Source organism: Paenarthrobacter nicotinovorans (assembly GCF_021919345.1).
Taxonomy (GTDB): Bacteria; Actinomycetota; Actinomycetes; order Actinomycetales; family Micrococcaceae; genus Arthrobacter; species Arthrobacter nicotinovorans.
Genome location: NZ_CP089293.1, coordinates 3,013,876 through 3,035,647 on the forward strand (window position 1 = coordinate 3,013,876; position 21,772 = coordinate 3,035,647).

General features: G+C 61.7%; 24 protein-coding genes. 11 read left to right on the forward strand and 13 right to left on the reverse strand.

Features of this window, described 5'->3' with window-relative positions; translation table 11 throughout:
• Nucleotides 1-267: 267 nt before the first annotated feature.
• The 8 genes from JMY29_RS13980 (at nt 268) to JMY29_RS14015 (ending at nt 7,289) form a co-directional block, all read left to right on the forward strand.
• On the forward strand, nt 268-465 hold the full coding sequence (locus JMY29_RS13980) for a Flp family type IVb pilin (protein ID WP_064721600.1): 198 nt from the start codon (nt 268-270) through the stop codon (nt 463-465).
• Between the two features lie 95 nt (nt 466-560).
• Nucleotides 561-971 carry a TadE family protein gene (locus JMY29_RS13985; RefSeq protein WP_189075245.1) on the forward strand — a complete coding sequence of 137 codons (411 nt, stop codon included), beginning with the start codon at nt 561-563 and terminating at the stop codon, nt 969-971.
• A gap of 35 nt (nt 972-1,006) precedes the next feature.
• Nucleotides 1,007-2,020 (forward strand): pilus assembly protein TadG-related protein, encoded by a 1,014-nt coding sequence (locus tag JMY29_RS13990; protein WP_237567093.1) that lies wholly within the window; start codon nt 1,007-1,009, stop codon nt 2,018-2,020.
• A 46-nt stretch (nt 2,021-2,066) separates the two neighbouring features.
• Entirely contained in the window at nt 2,067-2,813 is a 747-nt protein-coding gene (cpaB, locus tag JMY29_RS13995; RefSeq protein WP_229778555.1) for a Flp pilus assembly protein CpaB, read from the forward strand.
• Entirely contained in the window at nt 2,810-4,006 is a 1,197-nt protein-coding gene (locus tag JMY29_RS14000) for an AAA family ATPase (RefSeq protein WP_189075247.1), read from the forward strand. Before cpaB ends, JMY29_RS14000 begins: the two co-directional genes overlap by 4 nt.
• Nucleotides 4,003-5,445 carry a CpaF family protein gene (locus tag JMY29_RS14005; protein WP_039242380.1) on the forward strand — a complete coding sequence of 481 codons (1,443 nt, stop codon included), beginning with the start codon at nt 4,003-4,005 and terminating at the stop codon, nt 5,443-5,445. Before JMY29_RS14000 ends, JMY29_RS14005 begins: the two co-directional genes overlap by 4 nt.
• On the forward strand, nt 5,442-6,389 hold the full coding sequence (locus JMY29_RS14010) for a type II secretion system F family protein (RefSeq protein ID WP_189075248.1): 948 nt from the start codon (nt 5,442-5,444) through the stop codon (nt 6,387-6,389). Before JMY29_RS14005 ends, JMY29_RS14010 begins: the two co-directional genes overlap by 4 nt.
• 9 nt (nt 6,390-6,398) lie before the next feature.
• Nucleotides 6,399-7,289 carry a type II secretion system F family protein gene (locus JMY29_RS14015; RefSeq protein ID WP_189075249.1) on the forward strand — a complete coding sequence of 297 codons (891 nt, stop codon included), beginning with the start codon at nt 6,399-6,401 and terminating at the stop codon, nt 7,287-7,289.
• Between the two features lie 135 nt (nt 7,290-7,424).
• On the opposite strand, the gene JMY29_RS14020 is transcribed toward JMY29_RS14015, so the two are convergent.
• From JMY29_RS14020 to JMY29_RS14055, 8 genes are all read right to left on the reverse strand, one after another.
• A complete protein-coding gene (locus JMY29_RS14020; RefSeq protein ID WP_227453537.1) occupies nt 7,425-8,315 on the reverse strand; it encodes a tRNA pseudouridine synthase A in 891 nt (296 codons plus the stop codon).
• A gap of 32 nt (nt 8,316-8,347) precedes the next feature.
• A complete protein-coding gene (gene rplQ, locus JMY29_RS14025; protein ID WP_026267001.1) occupies nt 8,348-8,920 on the reverse strand; it encodes a 50S ribosomal protein L17 in 573 nt (190 codons plus the stop codon).
• Nucleotides 8,921-8,986: 66 nt separating this feature from the next.
• Nucleotides 8,987-9,997, reverse strand: a complete 1,011-nt coding sequence (locus tag JMY29_RS14030) for a DNA-directed RNA polymerase subunit alpha (protein ID WP_011775567.1) — start codon at nt 9,995-9,997, stop codon at nt 8,987-8,989.
• Between the two features lie 146 nt (nt 9,998-10,143).
• Nucleotides 10,144-10,545, reverse strand: coding sequence for a 30S ribosomal protein S11 (rpsK, locus tag JMY29_RS14035; RefSeq protein ID WP_014922380.1), 402 nt, complete (start codon nt 10,543-10,545; stop codon nt 10,144-10,146).
• A 51-nt stretch (nt 10,546-10,596) separates the two neighbouring features.
• Nucleotides 10,597-10,974, reverse strand: coding sequence for a 30S ribosomal protein S13 (gene rpsM / locus JMY29_RS14040; protein WP_011775569.1), 378 nt, complete (start codon nt 10,972-10,974; stop codon nt 10,597-10,599).
• A 196-nt stretch (nt 10,975-11,170) separates the two neighbouring features.
• Nucleotides 11,171-11,284, reverse strand: a complete 114-nt coding sequence (gene rpmJ / locus JMY29_RS14045; protein ID WP_011775570.1) for a 50S ribosomal protein L36 — start codon at nt 11,282-11,284, stop codon at nt 11,171-11,173.
• 72 nt (nt 11,285-11,356) lie between these two features.
• The gene (gene infA / locus JMY29_RS14050; RefSeq protein WP_011775571.1) at nt 11,357-11,578 is read right to left on the reverse strand and encodes a translation initiation factor IF-1; all 222 of its coding nucleotides are present in this window, start codon (nt 11,576-11,578) and stop codon (nt 11,357-11,359) included.
• A gap of 196 nt (nt 11,579-11,774) precedes the next feature.
• Nucleotides 11,775-12,788 carry a P1 family peptidase gene (locus tag JMY29_RS14055; protein WP_179128295.1) on the reverse strand — a complete coding sequence of 338 codons (1,014 nt, stop codon included), beginning with the start codon at nt 12,786-12,788 and terminating at the stop codon, nt 11,775-11,777.
• A gap of 239 nt (nt 12,789-13,027) precedes the next feature.
• Here JMY29_RS14055 and JMY29_RS14060 point away from each other — a divergent pair, with 239 nt between their 5' ends.
• From JMY29_RS14060 to JMY29_RS14070, 3 genes are read left to right on the forward strand one after another with little or no spacing between them, the layout of a single operon-like run.
• Nucleotides 13,028-13,942 (forward strand): carbohydrate ABC transporter permease, encoded by a 915-nt coding sequence (locus tag JMY29_RS14060; protein WP_374757489.1) that lies wholly within the window; start codon nt 13,028-13,030, stop codon nt 13,940-13,942.
• Nucleotides 13,939-14,859 (forward strand): carbohydrate ABC transporter permease, encoded by a 921-nt coding sequence (locus tag JMY29_RS14065; RefSeq protein WP_039242392.1) that lies wholly within the window; start codon nt 13,939-13,941, stop codon nt 14,857-14,859. The genes JMY29_RS14060 and JMY29_RS14065 overlap by 4 nt, the downstream gene beginning before the upstream one ends.
• A gap of 49 nt (nt 14,860-14,908) precedes the next feature.
• On the forward strand, nt 14,909-16,255 hold the full coding sequence (locus JMY29_RS14070) for an ABC transporter substrate-binding protein (protein WP_018776667.1): 1,347 nt from the start codon (nt 14,909-14,911) through the stop codon (nt 16,253-16,255).
• Between the two features lie 63 nt (nt 16,256-16,318).
• Here the strand turns inward: JMY29_RS14070 and map are convergent, their stop codons facing one another.
• The 5 genes from map to JMY29_RS14095 are packed head-to-tail and all read right to left on the reverse strand — an operon-like array spanning nt 16,319 to nt 21,732.
• Nucleotides 16,319-17,146 (reverse strand): type I methionyl aminopeptidase, encoded by an 828-nt coding sequence (map, locus tag JMY29_RS14075; protein WP_189075251.1) that lies wholly within the window; start codon nt 17,144-17,146, stop codon nt 16,319-16,321.
• Nucleotides 17,147-17,179: 33 nt separating this feature from the next.
• Nucleotides 17,180-18,091: an NAD-dependent epimerase/dehydratase family protein gene (locus tag JMY29_RS14080; RefSeq protein ID WP_229778556.1), complete on the reverse strand. Its 912-nt coding sequence runs from the start codon at nt 18,089-18,091 to the stop codon at nt 17,180-17,182.
• Entirely contained in the window at nt 18,088-19,809 is a 1,722-nt protein-coding gene (locus tag JMY29_RS14085; RefSeq protein WP_189075252.1) for a class I adenylate-forming enzyme family protein, read from the reverse strand. The genes JMY29_RS14080 and JMY29_RS14085 overlap by 4 nt, the downstream gene beginning before the upstream one ends.
• Nucleotides 19,802-21,001 (reverse strand): cytochrome P450, encoded by a 1,200-nt coding sequence (locus JMY29_RS14090; protein ID WP_189075253.1) that lies wholly within the window; start codon nt 20,999-21,001, stop codon nt 19,802-19,804. Before JMY29_RS14090 ends, JMY29_RS14085 begins: the two co-directional genes overlap by 8 nt.
• Nucleotides 21,001-21,732: a glycosyltransferase family A protein gene (locus JMY29_RS14095; RefSeq protein ID WP_189075254.1), complete on the reverse strand. Its 732-nt coding sequence runs from the start codon at nt 21,730-21,732 to the stop codon at nt 21,001-21,003. Before JMY29_RS14095 ends, JMY29_RS14090 begins: the two co-directional genes overlap by 1 nt.
• Between the last annotated feature and the right edge of the window lie 40 nt (nt 21,733-21,772).

The window sequence follows — 21,772 nt, forward strand, 5'->3', positions numbered from 1 at the left end:
TCTCCTTCTGGAACCAAGTAGTTCCCGCCTGTTCAGAGGCCGAAACTGAGTACTTCGCGCCCACCTGCCCATCCGGCAAGTAATGGTCGCCCTAATAAATCGAGTACGGCTACGCATTGTGGCTTTTGGTGCAATGGGTGAATTCTTATGTCATCGAATTCGAACGGCTTGAAGCAACAAGGGCCTTTCAAATCTCGAACTGCTTTATACACCAGCATTACTCACTCGTTTTTTTAAATCAAATTCATTTCTGGGAAGGATTTTCCAATGTCTACTTTCATGATCCACACCATCGCATTTATTGCCGGCGTCAAGGACCGCTTCACCCGGGAAGAGAAGGGCGCGACAGCCGTTGAATACGGTCTGCTCGTGGCCCTGATCGCCGCCATCATCGTCGGCACCGTGGCCACTCTGGGCCAGGACGTCTTGAAGGGCTTCAAGACCGTAGCTGACACCCTGCCGTAACCCGGACTTGGCCGGCTTCAATTCGATACCCGGGCCGGCTGCTCCGATGAACCATCGGCTGCAGCCGGCCCGGACTCATTCATCTGGGAGAAGCAATGAGATCCAAAAAGACCAAGGGCCAGTCTGGTGCGGTCGCTGTTGAGTTCGCTTTGGTGCTGCCGATATTTCTCGTCTTGGTGCTCGGCATCTTTGAGTTTGGTCGGGCCTTCAACATCCAGATCTCGTTGTCGGAAGCCGCCCGGGAGGCAGCACGCTACGCCGCAATTCATCAGTCCGATGCGGGCTACAGTGTTGCCGCTGCTCAGGCCGCGGGAGTGGCTGCTGCCCCGTCGGTTGCCCTGAAGCCGGGGGATGTGGCGGTTGTGTCATCAGGTTCGACCCCTTGCAATGTGACGGTCACCGTTTCCTACAGCACACCGTGGATGACAGGCTTTCCAGGCCTGGTGCCTGGAATCCCGTCGCAGTTGAAGACCTCGGGTAAAGGAGTCATGCGATGTGGCGGCTGAAGCATGACGACCCCGAGCGGGGAGCAGTGGCCCCCATGACAGCGATTCTCATGGTGGTGCTCTTGGGCATGACCGCTTTCGCCGTCGATGTGGCGATGATGTATTCCGAGCACGCGCAACTGCAGAATGGTGCTGACTCAGCCGCCATCGGCATCGCCCAGGCTTGTGCGAAGAGCGCCAGCTCAAGCGACTGCGCCGCTCCGTCGTCGGCCGCGACCTCCCTGGCCGGCATGAATGCCCTTGACGGCGTCAGCAATGCGCCGGTCGCATCAGTCAACCTCAGTACCGGTACCGTCGATATCACTACCCAATCACGCAGCACCTCCGGGGATAACCATTTCTCCCTGGTGTTTGCCCGCGCTCTTGGCGTTGAGACGGCCGACATCAAAGCTAAATCGCAAGCGAAATTCGGTGGTTTCAAGGCAACCGATGCGTTGCCGCTGACGTTCTCCAAGTGTGAGTCGGACCCGAGCTTCACCAAAGGCCTCCAGTTCTTTCCGGTCCATGGGACCAAACTGACCGATGACCCCGCGTACGCCTGCCCACACCAGTCATCTTCGGGCTTCGAAGTTCCCGGAGGCTTTGGCTGGCTCGATCACACGGGGCAATGCACCATACATCTCGACGTGAGCAATCCTTGGATCAATTCCAACCCGGGCAATGACTTTGACTCGACCTGCAGCTCCACTTTCGCTTCATGGGAAGCAAAGCTCAAGGCCGGCAAACCTGTTGAAGTCCTTATTCCCGTCTTCAACACGTACTGCCCCGTCAAGAAGGGCTCGGGCACAAACCCCTGCAATTCCGCTCCATCCGGCAAAGTCTTCAAAATCGAAGCATTTGCCGAGATTTCACTTAGAGGCTGGCATCTCACTGGTGGCGGCCCAACGTATATGTCCTCCGATGCTGCGGCGTTGCAGAAGTCGTTGAAGTTGGGCAACAGCGACACCGGCCTGTTCGGCACATTCATCAAAAAAGTAAGTCTGACGGAGGCCGCGACTCTGGGCGGTCCAACCACGTACGGCGCCTTGGGCGTCCAACTCACTAAGTAGCAATCAATCTGGGAGAAAACTCCAAGTGCAATAAGGGAGAACCGAAATGAAAACACGCCTACTGGGAGGCATAGTGGCGGTAGTGCTGGCGATAGTCGGCACACTGCTCCTGGTCACATACGTACAAGCAGCTGACGCACGCGCGCAAAAGGACCTCCAACCTGTTGATGTCCTGGTCATCCAAAAACAGATTCCAGAGGGTGCCGACCTTCAGCAGATCAAGTCTGCTGTCAAGCTAACTTCCCTCCCGGCAGCTTCCGTGCCAAACGGGGCCCTCAAATCCTTATCCGGGCTTGAGGGGAAAGTCGCCGGGGTCGAACTTATCCCTGGTGAAGCCTTGCTCGGCGTCCGTCTCGTGGATCCGAGCAGTCTGGCCGCGCCAGGATCCGTGCCGGTGCCCGAGGGCCTCCAGGAAGTTTCCGTGCAACTCGACGCACAGCGGGTTGTTGGCGGACGACTGGCTGCCGGGGACACCGTAGGCGTCGTTGTGCTGGTCGGTGATTCGGGGCAAACAGAGGCTGACGCGTCAGCTCAGCTCGTCTTCCACAAAGTCCTGGTTACCAGCGTTCAGCGCGCCACAGCTCGAAACACCAACACTGCCCAAGCAAGCTCCGAGCAGGCGAATACCCAACTGCCTGAGGGCTCGTTCATAGTGACGCTCGCACGGAGCGACATCGACGCAACCAAGATCGTCTATGGGGCCAAGTACGGGGACATCTGGCTGACCAAGGAACCGACTGATGCGAAAGAAAGTGCTCGCGTCACCATCAAGAAGGCAGAGGTGCTCCAATGAGCCGTTTCCTTGTAATCACGTCGGATGTTGAGTTTGAAAGGCGCGTACGGCAGGCGGCATCCGGCTTGCATGGCGATGTCCAATCCATCATCGCGGACTATCTGCCCCAGGGGCCAGACGATGTCCTCCGGGTCCTCTCCGGCGAACTGCTCGAAGTCCTCGTGCTTGGCCCCGGCCTCCACGTCGATGATGCCATTCGGTTGGCGAGTCTCTTTGACCTCCAATACCCCGAAATCAGCGTCGTCCTGGCTGCGGGGAATGCAGCCGAAGTGGCGCTGCCGGCCATGCGGGCAGGTATCCGCGACCTTCTGGACCCAACCGCCGACGAGTCTTCCATCCGTGTCCTGCTTGAGCGGGCAAGTCTCGCATCAGCAGGCCGCAGACGTGGATTGGGCGCCCAAGTCGACGGGACCCGGCAAGGTGGCCGGATCATTGCCGTGATGTCACCCAAAGGCGGAGTGGGGAAGACGACGATTTCGACCAATTTGGCCGTCGGGCTCGGACGTATCTCGGCGATGAAAGTGGTCATCGCCGATCTCGATCTTCAGTTTGGCGATGTAGCTTCCGGCCTACTTCTCGAACCCGAAAAAACCATTGCGGATGCCGTCATAGGCGCAGCAGTTCAGGACAGCATGGTGTTGAAGTCCTATCTGACCGTGCACCCTGCTGGTATTTATGCTCTATGCGCGCCCCGTAATCCCTCGCAGATTGACCAGATTTCTGCCGATCAGGTAGGGCATCTTCTTGAGCAGCTGGCCGAGGAATTTGATTACGTCATTGTCGACACAGCACCAGGTCTTGGCGAACACGTTCTGGCGACACTGGAACGAGCCTCCGATGTCGTTTGGGTGTGCGGAATGGACATTCCGAGCATCAGGGGGCTCCGCAACGGTCTTGAGGTCCTGGACGAGATTGGGTTGATCCCGGAACACCGCCATGTGGTGCTGAATTTCGCTGATAAGCGCAGTGGCCTCACGCTGGCTGACGTGGAAGCCACCGTTGGTTGCCCCGTGGACGTCACATTGCCACGATCACGTTCGCTCCCCTACTCGACCAACAGGGGCGTACCTGTACTACAGGACGGAGCCAAGGACGTGACGCTCAGGGGCTTCCGCCAGCTCGTTGAACGCTTTAAGCCCGGCTGGGAAGAACGGCCACACAAGCAGCTGCACAGAAGGGCGGTAGTCAAATGAGTCTCGCAAAGCGCCTCCAGTCGGTCCGGGGCACAGGACAAGAATCAACTTCCGTTGGGCCGTCGGGCGATCCCTGGGCTATATCAACCACACATGTTCCTGACTACCTCGCTGCGTCACCGCTGCCAGGAGGAATCACCGAGGATTCAAGCCAAGCGTTGGGAGCGGTTAAAGAGCGCACCAGCAACGCGCTGTTTGATCGAATGGGCTCACGGATTTCGGACACAAGCCTCGATGAAGGCGAACTCCACCGGTACGTCAAAGAAGAACTCCGCGCGGTCATCGACGAGGACGACATACCCCTGACGCCTTCTGAACGACAACGTCTCGTGCAGGAGATCGCGGACGACGTTCTGGGCCTTGGTCCTCTTCAACGGTTCCTTGACGACAAGGACGTCACAGAGATCATGGTTAACGGCGCGGACAGGGTCTATGTGGAAATTGCCGGCAAACTCCATCTGACCAATGTCCGCTTTACTTCCGAAGAACACTTGCGCAGGATTATCGAGCGGATTGTGTCCAAGGTGGGCCGCCGCATCGACGAATCATCCCCGCTAGTTGATGCCAGGCTTGTCGATGGTTCCCGCGTCAACGCAATCGTTCCTCCGCTCGCAGTCAGTGGTTCGTCTCTCACGATCCGCAAGTTCGGGCGGGTACCTTTGACCGCACAGAATCTCGTTCAACTGGGAACCATGAGTCCCGAGATCATGGAACTCCTGCAGGCCTGCGTCCAGGCACGGTTGAACATCATAGTCTCGGGCGGTACGGGAACCGGCAAGACCACCCTCCTGAACGTCCTGTCATCGTTTCTTCCTGCAGACGAGCGAATCATTACGATCGAGGATGCCGTGGAACTGCAGCTGCAACAGTCCCACGTTGTTCGATTGGAGAGTCGTCCGAGCAATATCGAGGGTAAAGGCGAGATCGCTATCCGGGATCTCGTCCGTAACTCGCTGCGTATGCGCCCGGACAGGATCGTGGTCGGAGAAGTACGCGGCGGCGAGGCCTTGGACATGCTCCAGGCCATGAACACCGGACATGACGGCTCCATTTCCACAGTTCACGCGAATTCGCCGCGAGATGCCATGGCCCGCCTTGAGACGCTGGTCCTGATGGCTGGGATGGATCTCCCACTCCGCGCAATCAGGGAGCAGATTTCTTCCGCAGTGAACCTGGTCGTCCAAATCTCACGGTTGCGTGATGGAACCCGGCGCATTACCCATGTGACAGAAGTGCAGGGCATGGAAGGCGACGTGGTGACCCTCCAGGATGCCTTCACCTTCGATTACTCCGCCGGAATGGATACCAACGGACGATTCCTTGGAAGGCCGGTACCGACAGGAGTCCGGCCACGATTCGTCGATCACTTCGCCGACCTGGGCATCCGCCTTTCACCGTCTGTCTTCGGATCAGCAGCTATTGGAGGTGGAAAACGATGACTGCTACCAACCCGCTGATACTCGTCGCCGGATTGATCCTCGGTCTCGCGGCACTGGCCATCAGCCTGTTCCTCATCCCGCGGTCACGAAACTCGGAAATCGCGTTGTCGCGGAGGCGTCCCAACGCGGACAATGAAGGTTCGGTGCTGACGCGGGTAACGAATTCGGCCGTCGCCCTGGTGGACAGCAATGTATCCGCAAGCCGTGCTTCGGGAACCAGGCTCCTCTTGGAGCAGGCCGGATTGCGCATGCGACCCGCCGACTATGTTCTGTTGGTCATCTGCGGCACTGTCACCGGCGGGCTGATCGGCTTTGTCCTCGGAGGACTCATCGGAACCATCCTCTTTGCCATCGGGGTACCACTAGCCGCGCGCCTCGTGCTGAAGGTCAGGACATCGCGGCGCCGTGCGCAGTTCGAGGCTCAGCTGGGCGACACCCTGCAGATGCTGTCCGGAAGCATGAGGGCAGGTCACAGCCTGCTCCGGGCAGTCGACGCCGTTGCCCAGGAAGCACAGTCACCCACCCGGGACGAATTCGCGAGGATCGTAGGCGAAACCCGTTTAGGACGCGATCTGCGGGACGCAATGATGGAGGCTGCAGGCCGTCTTCACAGCGAGGACTTCCTGTGGGCCGCGCAGGCCATTGAGATCCATCGCGAGGTAGGCGGTGACCTGGCTGAAGTGCTGGATCACGTAGCCGAAACAATTCGCGAACGCTCTCAAATCAAGGGCCAGGTCCGGGCGCTCAGCGCAGAGGGTCGCCTGTCGGCATACGTCCTTATAGCGCTGCCCACCGGCATGTTCTTCTACCTCAGCCTCGCCAACGGCACCTACATCCGGCCGCTGTTCACCAACCCCATCGGGTGGGTCATGCTGGTGGTCGCCGTCATTCTTCTGGGCGTGGGTACGTTCTGGCTCAGCCGCGTCGTCAAGATCAAATTCTAGGGAGCGACCATGAATCTCATCGCTTGGGCTGCCGTTGCACTGATCGTTCTTCCCGTCGCCTTCATGGCATGGGCTTTCATTTCAGTGGACCGAGCTGGCCTCGCCACTGTCCGTACCAACCTTGGCCGAAGCGCAGGAGCCACAGCCGAGCTTGGACCGCAGTCCTCTGGGGAAACCCTGAAACGCCTCGCGGCCCGGTTGACTCCCAAGGCTTATACGGTTTGGCTCGATAAATTACTCGCCAGGTGGGGACGTCCAGCCGGAATGCCACTGGGACGTCTCCTTGTCCTCAAGCCGATCCTGGCCTTGGGGGCGGGAGCCGTCGGCCTATTCTTCCTTCTCCGGGCACCGTCCGGACCCGGCTTCCTTCTGTACCTCGGCGCAGTCTTCCTGGTCTACTTCATCCCTGACCTTCTGATCCATGGCCGGGCTGCCGAGCGTCAAAAGGCTATCCAGACTGAACTGCCAAACACCCTTGACCAGATGCTTATTTCCGTAGAAGCCGGCCTTGGCTTTGAAGGCGCAATGGCAAGGGCAGGACAAAATGGATCCGGACCTTTGGCCCTTGAAATTCTTCGCACTCTTCAGGACATGCAAGCCGGACGCAGCCGCAAGGAAGCCTACGTTGCCCTTGCTGATCGCGTCGATGTCCACGATCTAAGGGCATTTGTAGGCGCAGTCGTGCAGGCGGATACCTACGGTATTGCAATCGCCAACGTCCTACGCACCCAAGCCAAGCAGATGCGGGTTAAGAGGCGTCAGCGAGCCGAGGAACAGGCCATGAAACTGCCTGTCAAAGTCCTCTTCCCACTGATGTTCTGCATCCTGCCCGTGCTGTTCATCGTGATCATGGGTCCGGCGGTCCTCAACGTCATGAATAACCTGGCCGGTTCCTTCTAGGATCACCCCACCCATAGACCGGCAATTCGCGGATCCCAGACCACGGAGTGCCACAACGGCCCCCTTCCGGTACCCAGAGCCGGGAGGGGGTCCTCCAACGTCCGGGCTAACAACATCCGGGCGAGGACAGGAAGGCTACTCCCGCCGGGCCCGCGTCAATTCAGCCCTGGCGAGCAGCTCACTGTCCGACGGGTAGGCCACTTCTTCGAGGACCAACGGATGAGGCGCGGCGAGCACCGACTTGGCATCGCGTCGGCGCTCCAACAGCCGCGAGTGCAGCCATTCAGGAGTTTCCAGCCCCTCCCCCACCCGCAGAGCCGAACCAACCAACGAACGCACCATGTTGTGGCAGAAAGCGTCAGCCTGAACGGTAGCCACGATGACGCCGTCGCTTCCGCGATCAAACGAGAACTTCTGCAGCTCACGGATGGTGGTGGCACCTTCCCGGGGTTTGCAGTAGGAACGAAAATCCTGGAGCCCCAACAAGGACCGGGAACCCTGGTTCATCAAGGCAACATCCAAGGGCGCTTTGTGCCACAGCGTGATCCCACGGAGCACCGGGTCCCATCTCCCCGGACCGTCGGCAATCCGGTAACTGTACCTGCGCCACAACGCCGAGAAGCGCGCGTCGAAACCCTCCGGCGCCAGACCGGCGTCGTGCACTTCCACTGCACCGGTGAGGTCGCCGAGGATACGGCTCAAGGCTCCGCGGAGGCGTCGCAAAAGGGCGACGGCGGGATCAAGTTCGTGGCCACGCGGCAGTGAGAGCCACTCGGCTTCGGTGACATCGAGATGTACTACCTGGCCGCGGGCGTGGACGCCGGCATCGGTGCGGCCGGCAACAGTAACGCGGACGGGTCGTTGCAACAACAGCGCCAGTGCTTCTTCCAAAGAACCCTGCACGGTACGCAGCCCCGGCTGCAATGCCCAGCCGCTGAACGGGCCGCCGTCGTACGAAAGATCCAGCCGGACACGCAAAAACCCGCCGCCCCCCATAACGGGGGCAGCGGGTTTTCGTTCGTTCATAGACTTAAGTCTACTGTGAAGAATTCAGTGAATTACTTCTTGTCCTCAGCGGCCGGAGCCTCTTCGGTTTCAGCAGCTTCAGCTTCCGGAGCCTCTTCGGTCTCAGCGACTTCAGCGGCAGGAGCCTCTTCAGACTCAGCAGCTTCGGTTTCGACGGCTTCGGTCTCTACGACCTCTTCCTCGGCAGCCGGAGCAGCCTTGGCAGCAGCAGCGGTTGCTTCAGCAACAACGGCCTGCTTCGGGGAAACCGGCTCGAGAACGAGCTCGATGACAGCCATGGGAGCGTTATCGCCCTTGCGGTTGCCGATCTTGGTGATGCGGGTGTAGCCACCATCGCGGTTGGCAACGGCGCCGGCGATGTCGGTGAACAGCTCGTGGACAACGCCCTTGTCGCTGATCAGGCCGAGAACGCGGCGGCGGGAAGCGAGGTCGCCACGCTTGGCGAAGGTGACCAGACGCTCTGCGTACGGCTTGAGGCGCTTGGCCTTGGTGACCGTGGTGGTGATGCGCTTGTGCTCAAACAGAGCAGCTGCCAGGTTCGCGAGCATCAGACGCTCGTGAGCCGGGCCGCCTCCGAGGCGCGGACCCTTAGTGGGGGTAGGCATAGTTATTTCTCCTGTTGTGTAAGCCGGTCAGGTCCATTGCTGGACCCGGCGGCCAAGATCTGCTGTTTAGAGCTCGTCGTCGCTGAACGCGGCGTCGTCCTCTTCGATGGCTGCGGCGCGGGCTGCGAGATCGAAACCGGGAGGGGAGTCCTTGAGGGACAGACCCAGTTCGACGAGCTTTGCCTTGACCTCGTCGATGGACTTCGCACCGAAGTTACGGATGTCCATCAGGTCAGCCTCGGAGCGGGCAACGAGTTCACCCACGGTGTGGATGCCCTCACGCTTGAGGCAGTTGTAGGAACGGACGGTGAGGTCCAGATCCTCGATCGGCAGAGCCATGTCGGCTGCCAGGGCAGCGTCCGTCGGCGACGGGCCAATCTCGATACCTTCAGCTGCGGTGTTCAGCTCACGAGCCAGACCGAACAGTTCCACCAGGGTGGTGCCTGCGGAAGCAACAGCATCGCGGGGAGCGATTGCCTGCTTGGTCTCGACGTCGACAATGAGCTTGTCGAAGTCGGTGCGCTGCTCAACACGGGTAGCTTCCACGCGGAAAGTTACCTTCATGACCGGCGAGTAGATCGAGTCAACCGGAATACGGCCGATCTCGGAGTCGCCGGACTTGTTCTGAGCTGCCGAAACGTAGCCACGGCCGCGCTCGATGGTCAGTTCGAGTTCGAACTTGCCCTTCGAGTTCAGAGTGGCAATGTGCAGATCCGGGTTGTGGAATTCGACGCCGGCCGGCGGAGCAATGTCCGCGGCGGTGACGACTCCGGGGCCCTGCTTGCGCAGGTATGCAACAACCGGCTCATCGTGCTCGGAGGAAACCGAAAGGTTCTTGATGTTCAGGATGATCTCAGTGACATCTTCCTTGACACCGGGAACCGTGGTGAACTCGTGCAGCACGCCATCGATCCGGATGCTGGTTACAGCGGCACCGGGGATGGAGGAGAGCAGGGTACGGCGGAGGGAGTTTCCGAGGGTGTAACCGAAGCCCGGCTCCAGCGGTTCAATGATGAAACGGGAGCGGTTCTCGGATACAACTTCTTCAGACAGGGTGGGGCGCTGTGCAATGAGCACTTAGGTTTCCTTTCGGCGAGCATCCGCTATATGACGCAACACAGGTGGTGGAAATCGGCTTCGGTTTCCAGCCTGACCAGCCGGGCCATGCTGATGGAAGCAAAACCTCCATAGCAGGCCCGGCCAGTCAGGCAGGGAAGACCTAATTAGACGCGGCGGCGCTTCGGGGGGCGGCAACCGTTGTGGGCGCTGGGGGTGACATCCTGGATGGAGCCAACCTCGAGGCCAGCGGCCTGAAGTGAACGGATTGCGGTTTCGCGTCCGGATCCCGGTCCCTTGACGAAGACGTCAACCTTGCGCAGACCGTGCTCCTGGGCGCGCTTTGCAGCAGCTTCGGCAGCCATCTGGGCAGCGAACGGGGTGGACTTACGGGAGCCCTTGAAGCCAACCTCACCGGCGGAAGCCCATGAGATAACAGCACCGTTCGGGTCCGTGATGGACACGATGGTGTTGTTAAAGGTGCTCTTGATGTGCGCCTGGCCAAGCGCAATATTCTTCTTATCCTTGCGACGCGGCTTACGAACCGCTCCACGAGTCTTCGGGGGCATTGTTTCTCCTACAGAAAGTTATCGGGGGAAAACCAGGTCAATCCCGAGGGATTAACGTCCGGCCTTCTTCTTGCCGGCGACGGTGCGCTTCGGGCCCTTGCGGGTACGAGCGTTGGTCTTCGTACGCTGTCCGCGTACGGGCAGGCCCTTGCGGTGGCGCAGGCCTTCGTAGCTGCCGATCTCAACCTTGCGGCGGATGTCAGCGGCTACCTCGCGGCGAAGGTCACCCTCAACCTTGTAGTTGCCTTCAATGTAGTCACGCAGCTGAACCAGTTCGGCGTCAGTCAGGTCCTTGACGCGAACGTCAGCGCTGATGCCGGTGGCAGCCAGGGTTTCGTGTGCACGGGTCTTGCCCACGCCGTAGATGTAAGTAAGCGCAATTTCCAACCGCTTTTCGCGGGGAATGTCTACGCCAGCGAGACGAGCCATAGTGGCGGTACTCCTTGAATAAACCGGAGGTCGTAGGCAGTACACCCGCACGTTCCGTGCGGCCCCAGCCTCCGACCGGGGGTTCGCTGACCAGGCTCTGTAATGCAGTCCTGGCACAGCTTGTGCTGCCTTTATTTACTTGCGTGGGCTAGCAACCCAGGTTTGCCCTTGCGGGCGCTGATTCCCGGAAGGGGAATTAGCCCTGGCGCTGCTTGTGGCGCGGGTTCTCGCAGATCACCATGACCCGGCCGTTACGGCGGATCACTTTGCACTTGTCGCAGATCTGCTTGACGCTCGGCTTGACCTTCATGGCGTTCCTTTGCGTGTTTTGCAGTTGATCTGCTGGAGCGGCTTGGGCACTATTGCCCTGCCGCCCAGCAATTTACTTGTAGCGGTAGACGATACGACCACGTGTGAGGTCGTATGGGCTCAGCTCCACCACTACCCGGTCCTCTGGGAGAATCCTGATGTAGTGCTGACGCATCTTCCCAGAGATGTGTGCGAGAACGACGTGCTTGTTGGTGAGCTCAACGCGAAACATCGCATTGGGCAGCGCCTCAGTCACAACGCCCTCGATCTCAATGACCCCGTCCTTCTTGGCCATATCCTCCGCTAACTGTTGTTTGCCACCGTCCTACGATGAGGCACCGAAGATCCAGCGGACGTTTTTTTGTTTGCTTGGCCGCCTTGGAACCACGACACCAAAAAGGGCGCGGCTGCACAGACAACCAACAAATAACTCTACGCCAATCGGGCTGGAAAGTTAAATCCGACCATGGTAGCGCACGTGTCCCCCGCCGTCACTCCCCCGCTTGGCGATAAGCCGGGAAGTGACCGGCCGCCGTCGTGATGCTTTCGGCCGCCAGGACGCCGTCCAGAATGGCCAACCGGACCGCCTCGGCCGCCGCGCTTTGGAGGGTGATCAGCGATACCTGCCGCGCTTGTTCGGTGCTGCGGTCAAGAGCGACGGCGCCTGTGGCCAGGGCGAAAATGGTGTCTCCGTCCGCGAGGGTGTGGGAAGGATCCAGGGCCCGCGCCAGCCCGGCATGCCCGGACGAGGCAGTCCGCTTGCACTCAGCCACATCCAGCACCGCATTAGTAGCGATCACCACGAGGGTGGTGTTGAGTCCCTGGGGTTCGACCCGCGCTGGCTTATCCTCGGCCTGCGGGACTGGAGCCCGGCCGCGCGCGTCTATGGGAGGAACGACCGAGCGCGCAGAGGGCTGCAGGTCCGCAGGACCAAACTGGGGCGAACCCAGCGCGTTAACCACCGCCAGCGCACCTACGATCACGCCGCCGTCGAGAGTGATCGAGGAGCTGCCCACACCGCCTTTGTACTGTCCGCGGGCAACAACGGCACCGGTCCCCGCGCCGACGTTTCCACGTTCGACGGCGGCATGGTCGCCTGAGGCGAACGCTGCCGCAGCTGCCCGGTAACCCATGTCGGCATCGGGTCGGGCGCGCACGTCGCCACCGCGCCCGAGGTCGAAGATGGCAGCAGCGGGAACGATCGGCACGACAGTTCCAGGGACGGCGAAGCCGCGGCCCTGTTCCTCACACCAGAGTTGGGCACCCGTGGCCGAAGCCAAACCGAAAGCACTGCCGCCGGTCAAGACCACGGCATCGACCGTGGACACCAAGGTGGTCGGGTCCAGGGCGTCGGTCTCGTGTGTGCCAGGGCCCCCGCCGCGGACGTCAATGGAACCCACGGTTCCCGGTGGCGGAAGGACGACTGTAACGCCGCTCAGCCACCCGCCGTCGTTCTTCTGCATGTGCCCAACCCGGATACCCGGGACATCGGTGATCGCCGTCATGGGTCCATTCTCCACCCCCGGGCCGGTCATGAAACGGGAGTCGAACCTCAAATACGAACTCGTGAGTAACGCCCGGTAAACGGGTCCGGAAGTGTAAGACAACTCTCGCTACGAAGGACCATTTTGGCCCGGGCACGCGGCGTCAATGTGGTGAGCTAGGCCTGTCTTCGCCGCCCCTGGCAGGGAGCAGGCGCCCCGCATTCCGCCGAAACCGTGAGTAATACATGACTGTCCCTTTGATGAACAACAGCACCGCCGTGCCCGCAAGACGACGCTGGTCCGGTCGCAGCCGCAAGGACTTCGTGGTGTTCCTTGCCATGGCCTTGCCCAACCTGATCCTGATCGGCACGTTTACCTACTGGCCCCTGATCATCAACATCTACTACTCCACACTGGACTGGACCTTGGGCTCGGCCTCGGCCACCGTTGTCGGGCTCCAGAACTACGTCACGTTCTTCACCAGTGAGGATGCGTCCAAGGTCCTCGGAACCACGGCCATCTTCACGGTGTTCACCGTAGGCGGCTCCATGATCCTTGGCCTACTGGTGGCCCTCGCGCTCAATTCGAAAGTCCGTGGAACCACCTTCGCCCGGTCAGCGGTGTTCGCGCCCTACGTACTCTCCGGAGTGGGCGTCGGCCTGGTGTGGCTGTTCATCTTCGATCCCGGTTACGGAGTGCTGGCCTGGATCCTGCGCGGACTCGGGCAACAGAGCCCGCAATGGATCAACGATCCGCAGCTGTCCCTGGTGATGGTCATCATCGTCTACGTGTGGAAGAACCTGGGCTACTGCGCCGTGGTTTTCCTGGCAGGGTTGCAGTCCCTTCCCCGCGACGTGATGGAGGCCGCGGCACTGGATGGTGCCAACAGTTTCCGGCGGTTCTTCAACATCTCTTTGCCGCTGCTCTCCCCCACCACGTTCTTCCTGCTCATCACCACCATGCTCAGCTCCTTGCAGGCCTTCGACCTCATCCGCATCATGACCCCTCTGGGCAACGGCACCAGCACGCTGATCTACGAGGCGTACCTGCAGGCCTTCGGGGCATACAACCGGGCAGGCTATTCGGCCGCAATTTCGGTGATCCTCTTCGCCATCCTGCTGGTCATCACCGTCCTCCAACTGCGGTTCGTTGAGCGAAAGGTCCACTATTCATGAGCGCCCCTGCACCCGTCGTCGTGCGTGAAGAACCCCAACAGACTGCTTCACCGGAGGGTCCGCCCGCCAGGCCCAACCCCCTGTCCAGGTCCAATCTCCTCCAGACCGTGGCCACCGGCTATGTTCCCCTGATCGTCGCAACGCTGGTGGTCTTCCTGCCGCTGCTGTGGATGCTCCTGAGTTCCTTCAAGCAACCCGGCGAAATCGTCACCATGGACCTTCGGATCCTTCCCCAGTCACTGAACCTGCAGAACTACGTCACGGCCATGACCACCGTTCCGTTCGCACAGTTCTTCGCCAACAGCCTGATCGTCACCATCGTGGGCTCGTCGGTCAAAGTGGTTCTGGCAATCCTCACCGCCTATGCCTTGGTGTTCGTGCGCTTCCCGTTCAAAAACGTGATCTTCGTGCTGATTCTTGTGGCTCTTATGGTCCCCGCGCAGGTGTCGATCCTGCCCAACTACATCCTGATCGCCGGCATGGGCGGAAAGAACACCCTGTGGGGCATCATCCTTCCCGGGCTCGGCACGGCGTTCGGCACGTTCCTCCTGCGCCAGCACTTCCTGACGCTGCCGCCGTCGATCCTTGAAGCGGCGGAGATTGACGGCGCCGGACACTGGCGCAGGCTGTGGCAGATCATCGTTCCCGTGTCCGTCCCGTCGATCGCCACCGTGGCGCTCGTGACCGTGGTCAGCGAATGGAACGACTACATCTGGCCCCTCATCATCACGGACCGGCCCGAAACCATGACGCTTCCGGTAGGACTGACCCTCCTCCAGAACTCCGAAGGCAACGGAGCCGGCTGGGGAATCCTCATGGCCGGCGCGGTACTGGTGATCGTCCCCATCCTGCTGGTCTTCGCAGCACTCCAGCGCTACATCGTTGCCGGTCTGACCCAAGGCAGTGTCACCGGTTGATTCTCCACCACACCATTCGCATCAAAGTCAGTAATTGAGAGGAAGCATCATGCGCACCAACCTTGACCGCCGCCATTTCCTGGGATTGGCAGGCCTCGGAGCCGGAGCAGCGGCCCTCGCCGCATGCGGCGGACCGTCGACGGCGGGCACGGCAGACGCCGTCGACACCGCCACTATCGACTTCAGTGGCGTCAAGCCGGCCGCCTCCATCGACTTCTGGACGAACCACCCCGGCAAGTCGCAGGATGTGGAAAAGGCGATCATCGAGAAGTTCCACGCCAAGTTCCCCGATATCAAGGTCAACCTGGTCACCGCGGGCGCCAACTATGAAGAGATCGCGCAGAAGTTCCAGACGTCCCAGGCAGCCAAAACCGGTCTGCCCGGGCTGGTTGTGCTCTCCGACGTTTGGTGGTTCCGCTACTTCTCCAACGGCAGCATCATCCCCATCGATGGCCTGGTGAAGCAGCTGGACATCAAGATCGACGACTTCCAGAAATCGCTGGTCGACGACTACAAGTACGACAACAAGCAATGGGCCCTTCCGTACGGCCGTTCCACCCCCTTGTTCTACTACAACAAGGACCACTTCAAGGCAGCAGGCCTGCCGGACCGCGCACCGGCCACGTGGCAGGAGTTCGCCGAGTGGGCTCCCAAACTCAAGGCCACCTCCGGAGCGCAGTACGCCTACATCTACCCGGCCCTGGCGGGCTATGCCGGGTGGACGCTGCAGAACAACCTGTGGGGTTGGGGCGGTGCCTGGTCCAAGGGCTGGGACATCACCTGCGACTCCAAGGAATCCGTGGCCGCGCTTCAGTGGGCCCAGGACTCCATCTACAAGGATGGCTGGGCCGGTGTTTCATCCAAGGAGGCCGCTGACGACTTTGCCGCCGGAATCACCTCGTCCACCATTTCTTCCACGGGTTCGCTCCTGGGGGTCCTGAAAGCAGCCAAGTTCAACGTGGGTGTCGGGTTCCTTCCCGGCGGTCCCGAGGTCCCGAGCAGCGTCTGCCCTACCGGCGGTGCGGGTCTCGGCATTCCCAGCGGCATCACCAAGGAGGAGCAGCTGGCCGCGGCAACCTTCCTTAAATTCATGACCGAGCCGGAGAACACTGCCGCGTTTTCAGCCGCCACCGGCTACATGCCCACCAGGCTCTCGGCAGACATGTCCTCTGTTCTCGCGGCCACTCCGCAGATCAAGACAGCCATGGACCAGCTCGCTGCCACCAAGGTCCAGGACAACGCCCGCGTGTTCCTGCCGGGCGCCGATCAGGAAATGGCCAAGTCAGCAGCCAAAATCCTCACGCAGCAGGGCGATGTCCAGGCGACCATGACCGAGCTGAAGAAGACGCTTGAGGGCATCTACACCAAGGACGTCAAGCCGAAGCTGAAGTCCTGACCCCTCTGGAAAAAACAAAAGAGCGCGGCTACTTCGGTAGCCGCGCTCTTCCTTTTGGAGCAGTTACGGGATGGGGACAGGCACGACGCCGAGGGGCGCCAATTGCTCTGCGCCTCCATCGGGGGCGGACAGCACCCAGATGCCCTTTTCATGCACTGCTACGGAGTGCTCCCACTGGCAGGAACGCTTGCCGTCAGTGGTGACCACGGTCCAGTCGTCGTCGAGGGTGGCCGTTTCGATGCCGCCGCGAACCAGCATTGGCTCAATCGCAAGGCACAAGCCCGGGCGGATCTTCGGACCACGGTGGCTGGTCCGGTAGTTCAGGACATCAGGTGCCATGTGCATTTCGGAACCGATGCCATGGCCGACGTAGTCCTCCAGGATGCCCAGCGGCTTGCCCGGGACCGAGGAGACGTAGTCATCGATGGCGTTTCCGATGTCTCCCACGAACTTGCCCTTGGCCAAGGCAGCGATACCCCGCCACATGGCGGCCTCGGTGACGTCCGACAGCCGCTGGTCCTCGGGATCCGCGGTGCCCACGATGACCGTCCGCGCCGAGTCGGAGTGCCAGCCATCCACGATGCAGCCGCCGTCGATGGAGATGATGTCTCCGTCTTGGAGGACGCGTCCACCGGGGATGCCGTGGACCACTTCCTCGTTGACGGAGGCGCAGATGGTCGCCGGGAACCCGTGGTATCCGAGGAAGTTGGACTTGGCTCCTGCGTCATTGAGGACTGCTGCAAAGACGTCGTCCAGGTCCTTGGTGGTGACGCCGGGCTTGGCAGCCGCAACGGCAGCGTCCAGTGCCCTGCTCAGGACAAGCCCGGCCTGCTGCATCGTACGCATCTGCTCGTTGTTCTTATATTCAATGCGGGGCTGACCGAACGCCATGTTCTCCTCTGGAAGGTTTGCTGTTGGGACCGATCAGGCCCCGTGCTCCAACCATTTTCCCGCATCGGAGACCGTGGTCGAAATTGGCTCGATTCCCAGCTCGTCCCGCAGCCGGTCCAAACGGTACGTCCGCTGCTTTCCTACCTGGCTGACGGCGTAGCGGGTCAGCTTCGGAGCACGGCCCGTAGCCCGCGAAGCTGCTTCCGAAACGGCCGCGAGCGCCATGGCCGCGGGCTCCGGAAGGTAGGTGACGGGGACGTCGCTGCGTCCTGAAACATCGAGTACCTGCCGCAATACAGCCCCCAGCTCCACAGGCTGGGCATCCCCCACGTTCACCGCACCGCGCACCGTCGACTGGCAGGCGGCCAGGACGGCCCGTGTCAGGTTGTCTACATGGGTCAGTTGATGTTTCACCCCGGGGTGCCCGATGCTGAGCAGCCGCCCTGCACGAATGTTGCTGACGAGGCGGGGCAACAGCGTCCGGTCACCCGGGCCGTACACGGCGTGGGGACGCAGTGCCACGGCATCGCCGTGTTTCCTGGCTTCGACGTCGGCGAGCGCCTTGCTGCGTCCATAGGCATTCAGGTGTCGCGCAGCAACCTCATCTTCGGGGCGATCCACGCATGGTTCCCACCACGGATAGACGCTGGAGCTTGAGATATGGACCAGGCGTGTCCCGGCGAACGCTTCGGCGACCGCCCTTGTCCCCTCGACGTTTGCCCGGTGAAAAACGGCAGCGTCTCCCCAGTCGGCCACCTGGGCACCGGCGTGGACAACCGCATCCACGTGCGGAAGCCGGGCAGGCGGCAGCCCCGCCAGGTCCCAGTACTCCAAGCCCTCTCCCTGGCGGCGGGCATAGCGGACGACGTCCCAGCCACGGGCTTCAGCCGCATCCGCCACGGCTCCTCCAACGAACCCCGTCGCGCCTGTCACTGCAATCCTCACGTGGCCTCCCCGGGGTCCCGGCGTGCGGCAAACATCCCGCGCAGGGCCACCCGGTCCGGCTTCCTGTGCCTGCCGGAGGATGGGATGGATTCCACGACTTCGATATGGTCCGGAAGGGCGGACTCGTCGATGAGCATGGGCAGTTCCCTGGCCAGCCGAGACTTCAGCTCAACAGCGGATTGGTCCGGTTCAGGGACCACCGCCAGCCATACCGCCTCGTCTCCGATAGTGTCCGGTACCCCCACCATGACGGCAGTCCGGACCCCTTGCACAGCTGCGATGACCGGCTCATACAACGCGGGGTAGATGTTTGTCTTACCCCGGATGATCATGTCCTTCTTGCGTCCGATCATGACCAGCCTGGGCGCACCGGTTCCTCCGTGGTCCAGCCGGACGAGGTCGCCAGTGGCGTGCTCCACCATGGGGTCCTCGCCCAAGTAGCCACGGCACATGTTCGGCCCACGGGCGAACAGCTCGTGGTCGGCTGCTACGCGGATCCCGACGGCGGGCAGCGGCTCCCCGAGGAAGTCGCCCTCACCGCTGCCATCGGGCGCAGTGAACCCGGCTTCGGCGCCGGACGCGAAGGCCAGTTTCTCCCGGCCATCGGCAATGGCGATGGGCAGCACCTCGGTCATGCCGTAGATGAGTTTGAACCCGACCCCGGGCAGGAGCTTCATTGCCCGTTCAAGGAAGGGAGCAAGGATGGGGGCGGCCCCCAGCATCACTGTTCTCAGTGTCGCGGGCAGAGTGACGGAACCGTCTTCGATGGCGTCCAGGATGGGCGCCAGTTGGGAGGGCACCAGGAAAAGGTGCGTGGCGGCGTCGTACGACGTTTCTTTGCCGGCCACGGCACCCAACTCGCCGGCCAGGCGAAGCGGGTCGATGTGAGCCGAGAAACCATAACCGGGCATCGTCCAGTGGGCGCCGGCGATCAAGGCCGGAAGGCCCATCATGAGCTGCTCGGAGTGGATCCGGTCCCCCTCACCGAAGCTGCAACGCGTCGATAATTGCCCGAAACCTGCTGCCAGGGAACCCCTCGTGTGAATGACCCCTTTGGGTGAGCCGGTGGTACCGGAGGTGAAGATGATCACCGCTTCCTGTTCGGTCACCGTTTCTGTGGGTCTGGCGGATTCTTGCCCCTGAGGGAGTGTTGCCGCAAGCCCTTTTACCGGCGAAGCGCCGCGGGGGACGCCGGGGAGCCACGGCCCGGAGTAGTAGTGGCGGACATCCATGGCCCCGTAGTCCGGGAGCAGCAGGCCGCGGCCGCGTGCGATGGGACGGAGCGGGCTCCTGGCGCTGACGGCATACAGGAGTGACTCCGACGCGGCCCAGCGCGGCGCAGCGAGTTCTGCCCGGTCCCGGAAGAGCGAAGGCCCTATGCCGGGATCGATGAACACCACGGAGCCGCCCGCCCTGACGGCTCCAAGTGCCAGAATGAACGCTTCGGGACTGGGACGGACCGAGAAGAGCATCCGCTCCCCTGTCCCGAATCCGTCATCCTGCAAACGCCGGGCCGTGGCCTCAATGCCATCCACCAACTCGCGGTACGTGATGGTACGACCGGGCCGGACGCCGTCGTTTCTCCGCCGTGCCCACGGTGGCCGGCTTTTGCCTGGTGCCGTGATGGCGGGACGGTCCGGAACACGGTCCGCCACGGCATAGACGGCGGTGATCAGATCCTCTGCCATCAGGGGTAGGCCGGGTGTCTCGTCAGGCATGGGCCAACTCCAACTTCCGATACCCGGGAATCAGCACTCCCCTGCTGACCTGGCGGGCAGCGATCAACCACGGCCGCTGGGCGTACATGTCCAGGAGCAGCTCGAGCGTCTTGTTGATTTCCGCCATGGCAAGCGGCATGCCGATACAGAAATGCGGTCCGGCACCGAACCACAGTTGACGTGCCTGCTGTGGTGTTGCCTGTGCCGGATCAAATCCACCCAGGCTCTTGGCTGCGTGGATGGTTGAGAGCAGGATCCTGTCCCCGGCGAAGACCTTCGTACCGCCTATGTATCCATCAACCACTGCGTCCCGCAGCATCATGGGCGAAGGAACCGTGAAGCGCAGGGCCTCGTTGACGGCGGCCGGAACAACGGACCTGTCCGCGGCCAGTTCACTGAGCCGTCCACTGTCAGCAAGCAACGCCACCAGCCTTGGCACAAACGACACCAGCGTCTCGGTGCCCACCATCACGAACGCACTGATGATGCCCATGGCTTCGTCCTCTGCCATACCGAGCTCACGCAGCCTGCCGGGGAAGGTATCCGGGTCGCTTTCCCTGTACGCCGTCCGGACCGGTCCAGCCAAAACCGCGACGGCGGATTTTCCCCTGGCCACTTGGCCCGCCGTCAGCGTCGGCCGGCCCAGGCGGACAAGCGACGAGATGGAGGAGCCGAGGTCGAAAAGCTCCCTGTCCGCCAGCCTCCCCGGGGCATCGTCCGGAACCCCCAGCAGGCGCGAGATGACCCCGCCGGCCAGTTCTTTGACGCAGTCCACCAGATCCACGCGGCCGTTCGCGTCCAAATCACCGTGCAGGCGCGCCTTCAGAGCTGCCGCTGCCGGTTCCACGATGCCCTCCACGGAGCGGGGAGTGAAAAGGTCACCCAGGCGCCGCCGCAGCAGCCTGTGTTCCTCACCATCCATGTTCACCAAGGCCTTGGGCCCCACAACGGGGGTCCACAGCGCACCCGAGCCTGATGGGCCGTTCTTGACGTAGGCGTCCTGGCTCATCAGCACCTCCCGAACCAGTCCCGCTTCGCTGACCAGCACACCGAGTCCCGGGATGCGAACCACAGGACCCATGGCACCCAGGCCGCGGATCACGGGATACAACACGGGGTGGGCTCCCAGATGGACGCGGCGCTCCCAACGTTCCGCCGTACACTGCGGGTTGATCGCTGCAAGGCCCCGCATCACCGGATATCCACGTGTTCGGGGCGGTACCGGTGGTCCGCGTACCAGGCGAGAGTGTTCTTCAGCCCCCACGCTTTGACCCGTCGGGAGGAACCGAACACCACAACATCGCGTCGAAGGGCGTAGTTGCGCGTCAATTTACGCACCCGGTTGGACAAGGCGCGGTCCTCATGGAGATCTTCGATCCTGGTCCTGGGGAAACCCCCTGAACGGTGATACATGTCTGCGGTGATGGCCATGTTGCAACCAGGAAGCATCTGGTACGGACCCAAGTATCCCTCGCCCTTGTTTCCCGGGCGGATCCGGCCGAAGAACGACGCCACCTCGACGGCCAACAACATCATGATCCGCTCCCGGGCAGTTATGCCCTCGTCCTCCCTGGGATTCAGCTGTCCGGCAACCAGCTCCAGGCCGTCATCGAATGCAGCCATGATCCGCTCTGTCCAGTCCGGTGCGGCCAGGCAATCGGCATCGGTGCGGGCCAGCCAGCGCGCACCGTGCTCCACGCCGAAGCGCATGCCGGTATCAGCTGCCGCGCCCGTGCCCTTCTCGCTGTCGTGAACCAATCGGACATCCATCCCCGGGTGCGCTGACGCGAACTCAGTCACGATGGCGCAGCTGAGATCCGTGGAGCCGTTGTCCACCACCACTACCGTGAAATCCTGAAACGTCTGCGCCGCCAGCGAATCCAGTGCCTGCCGTACCAGCTTCTCTTCATTGAGCATCGGCATGGCCACGCATAAGGACTTTGTGGAAGCCGTACTCGCAAGC

What these genes read in the sequence shown, in the direction of transcription:
- JMY29_RS13980 (WP_064721600.1), top strand. Translation starts at nt 268, where the DNA reads ATGTCTACTTTCATGATCCACACCATCGCATTTATTGCCGGCGTCAAG.
- JMY29_RS13985 (WP_189075245.1), top strand. Translation starts at nt 561, where the DNA reads ATGAGATCCAAAAAGACCAAGGGCCAGTCTGGTGCGGTCGCTGTTGAG.
- JMY29_RS13990 (WP_237567093.1), top strand. Translation starts at nt 1,007, where the DNA reads ATGACAGCGATTCTCATGGTGGTGCTCTTGGGCATGACCGCTTTCGCC.
- cpaB (WP_229778555.1), top strand. Translation starts at nt 2,067, where the DNA reads ATGAAAACACGCCTACTGGGAGGCATAGTGGCGGTAGTGCTGGCGATA.
- JMY29_RS14000 (WP_189075247.1), top strand. Translation starts at nt 2,810, where the DNA reads ATGAGCCGTTTCCTTGTAATCACGTCGGATGTTGAGTTTGAAAGGCGC.
- JMY29_RS14005 (WP_039242380.1), top strand. Translation starts at nt 4,003, where the DNA reads ATGAGTCTCGCAAAGCGCCTCCAGTCGGTCCGGGGCACAGGACAAGAA.
- JMY29_RS14010 (WP_189075248.1), top strand. Translation starts at nt 5,442, where the DNA reads ATGACTGCTACCAACCCGCTGATACTCGTCGCCGGATTGATCCTCGGT.
- JMY29_RS14015 (WP_189075249.1), top strand. Translation starts at nt 6,399, where the DNA reads ATGAATCTCATCGCTTGGGCTGCCGTTGCACTGATCGTTCTTCCCGTC.
- JMY29_RS14020 (WP_227453537.1), bottom strand. Translation starts at nt 8,315, where the DNA reads ATGAACGAACGAAAACCCGCTGCCCCCGTTATGGGGGGCGGCGGGTTT.
- rplQ (WP_026267001.1), bottom strand. Translation starts at nt 8,920, where the DNA reads ATGCCTACCCCCACTAAGGGTCCGCGCCTCGGAGGCGGCCCGGCTCAC.
- rpsK (WP_014922380.1), bottom strand. Translation starts at nt 10,545, where the DNA reads ATGCCCCCGAAGACTCGTGGAGCGGTTCGTAAGCCGCGTCGCAAGGAT.
- rpsM (WP_011775569.1), bottom strand. Translation starts at nt 10,974, where the DNA reads ATGGCTCGTCTCGCTGGCGTAGACATTCCCCGCGAAAAGCGGTTGGAA.
- rpmJ (WP_011775570.1), bottom strand. Translation starts at nt 11,284, where the DNA reads ATGAAGGTCAAGCCGAGCGTCAAGCAGATCTGCGACAAGTGCAAAGTG.
- infA (WP_011775571.1), bottom strand. Translation starts at nt 11,578, where the DNA reads ATGGCCAAGAAGGACGGGGTCATTGAGATCGAGGGCGTTGTGACTGAG.
- JMY29_RS14055 (WP_179128295.1), bottom strand. Translation starts at nt 12,788, where the DNA reads ATGACGGCGATCACCGATGTCCCGGGTATCCGGGTTGGGCACATGCAG.
- JMY29_RS14060 (WP_374757489.1), top strand. Translation starts at nt 13,028, where the DNA reads ATGAACAACAGCACCGCCGTGCCCGCAAGACGACGCTGGTCCGGTCGC.
- JMY29_RS14065 (WP_039242392.1), top strand. Translation starts at nt 13,939, where the DNA reads ATGAGCGCCCCTGCACCCGTCGTCGTGCGTGAAGAACCCCAACAGACT.
- JMY29_RS14070 (WP_018776667.1), top strand. Translation starts at nt 14,909, where the DNA reads ATGCGCACCAACCTTGACCGCCGCCATTTCCTGGGATTGGCAGGCCTC.
- map (WP_189075251.1), bottom strand. Translation starts at nt 17,146, where the DNA reads ATGGCGTTCGGTCAGCCCCGCATTGAATATAAGAACAACGAGCAGATG.
- JMY29_RS14085 (WP_189075252.1), bottom strand. Translation starts at nt 19,809, where the DNA reads ATGCCTGACGAGACACCCGGCCTACCCCTGATGGCAGAGGATCTGATC.
- JMY29_RS14090 (WP_189075253.1), bottom strand. Translation starts at nt 21,001, where the DNA reads ATGCGGGGCCTTGCAGCGATCAACCCGCAGTGTACGGCGGAACGTTGG.
- JMY29_RS14095 (WP_189075254.1), bottom strand. Translation starts at nt 21,732, where the DNA reads ATGCCGATGCTCAATGAAGAGAAGCTGGTACGGCAGGCACTGGATTCG.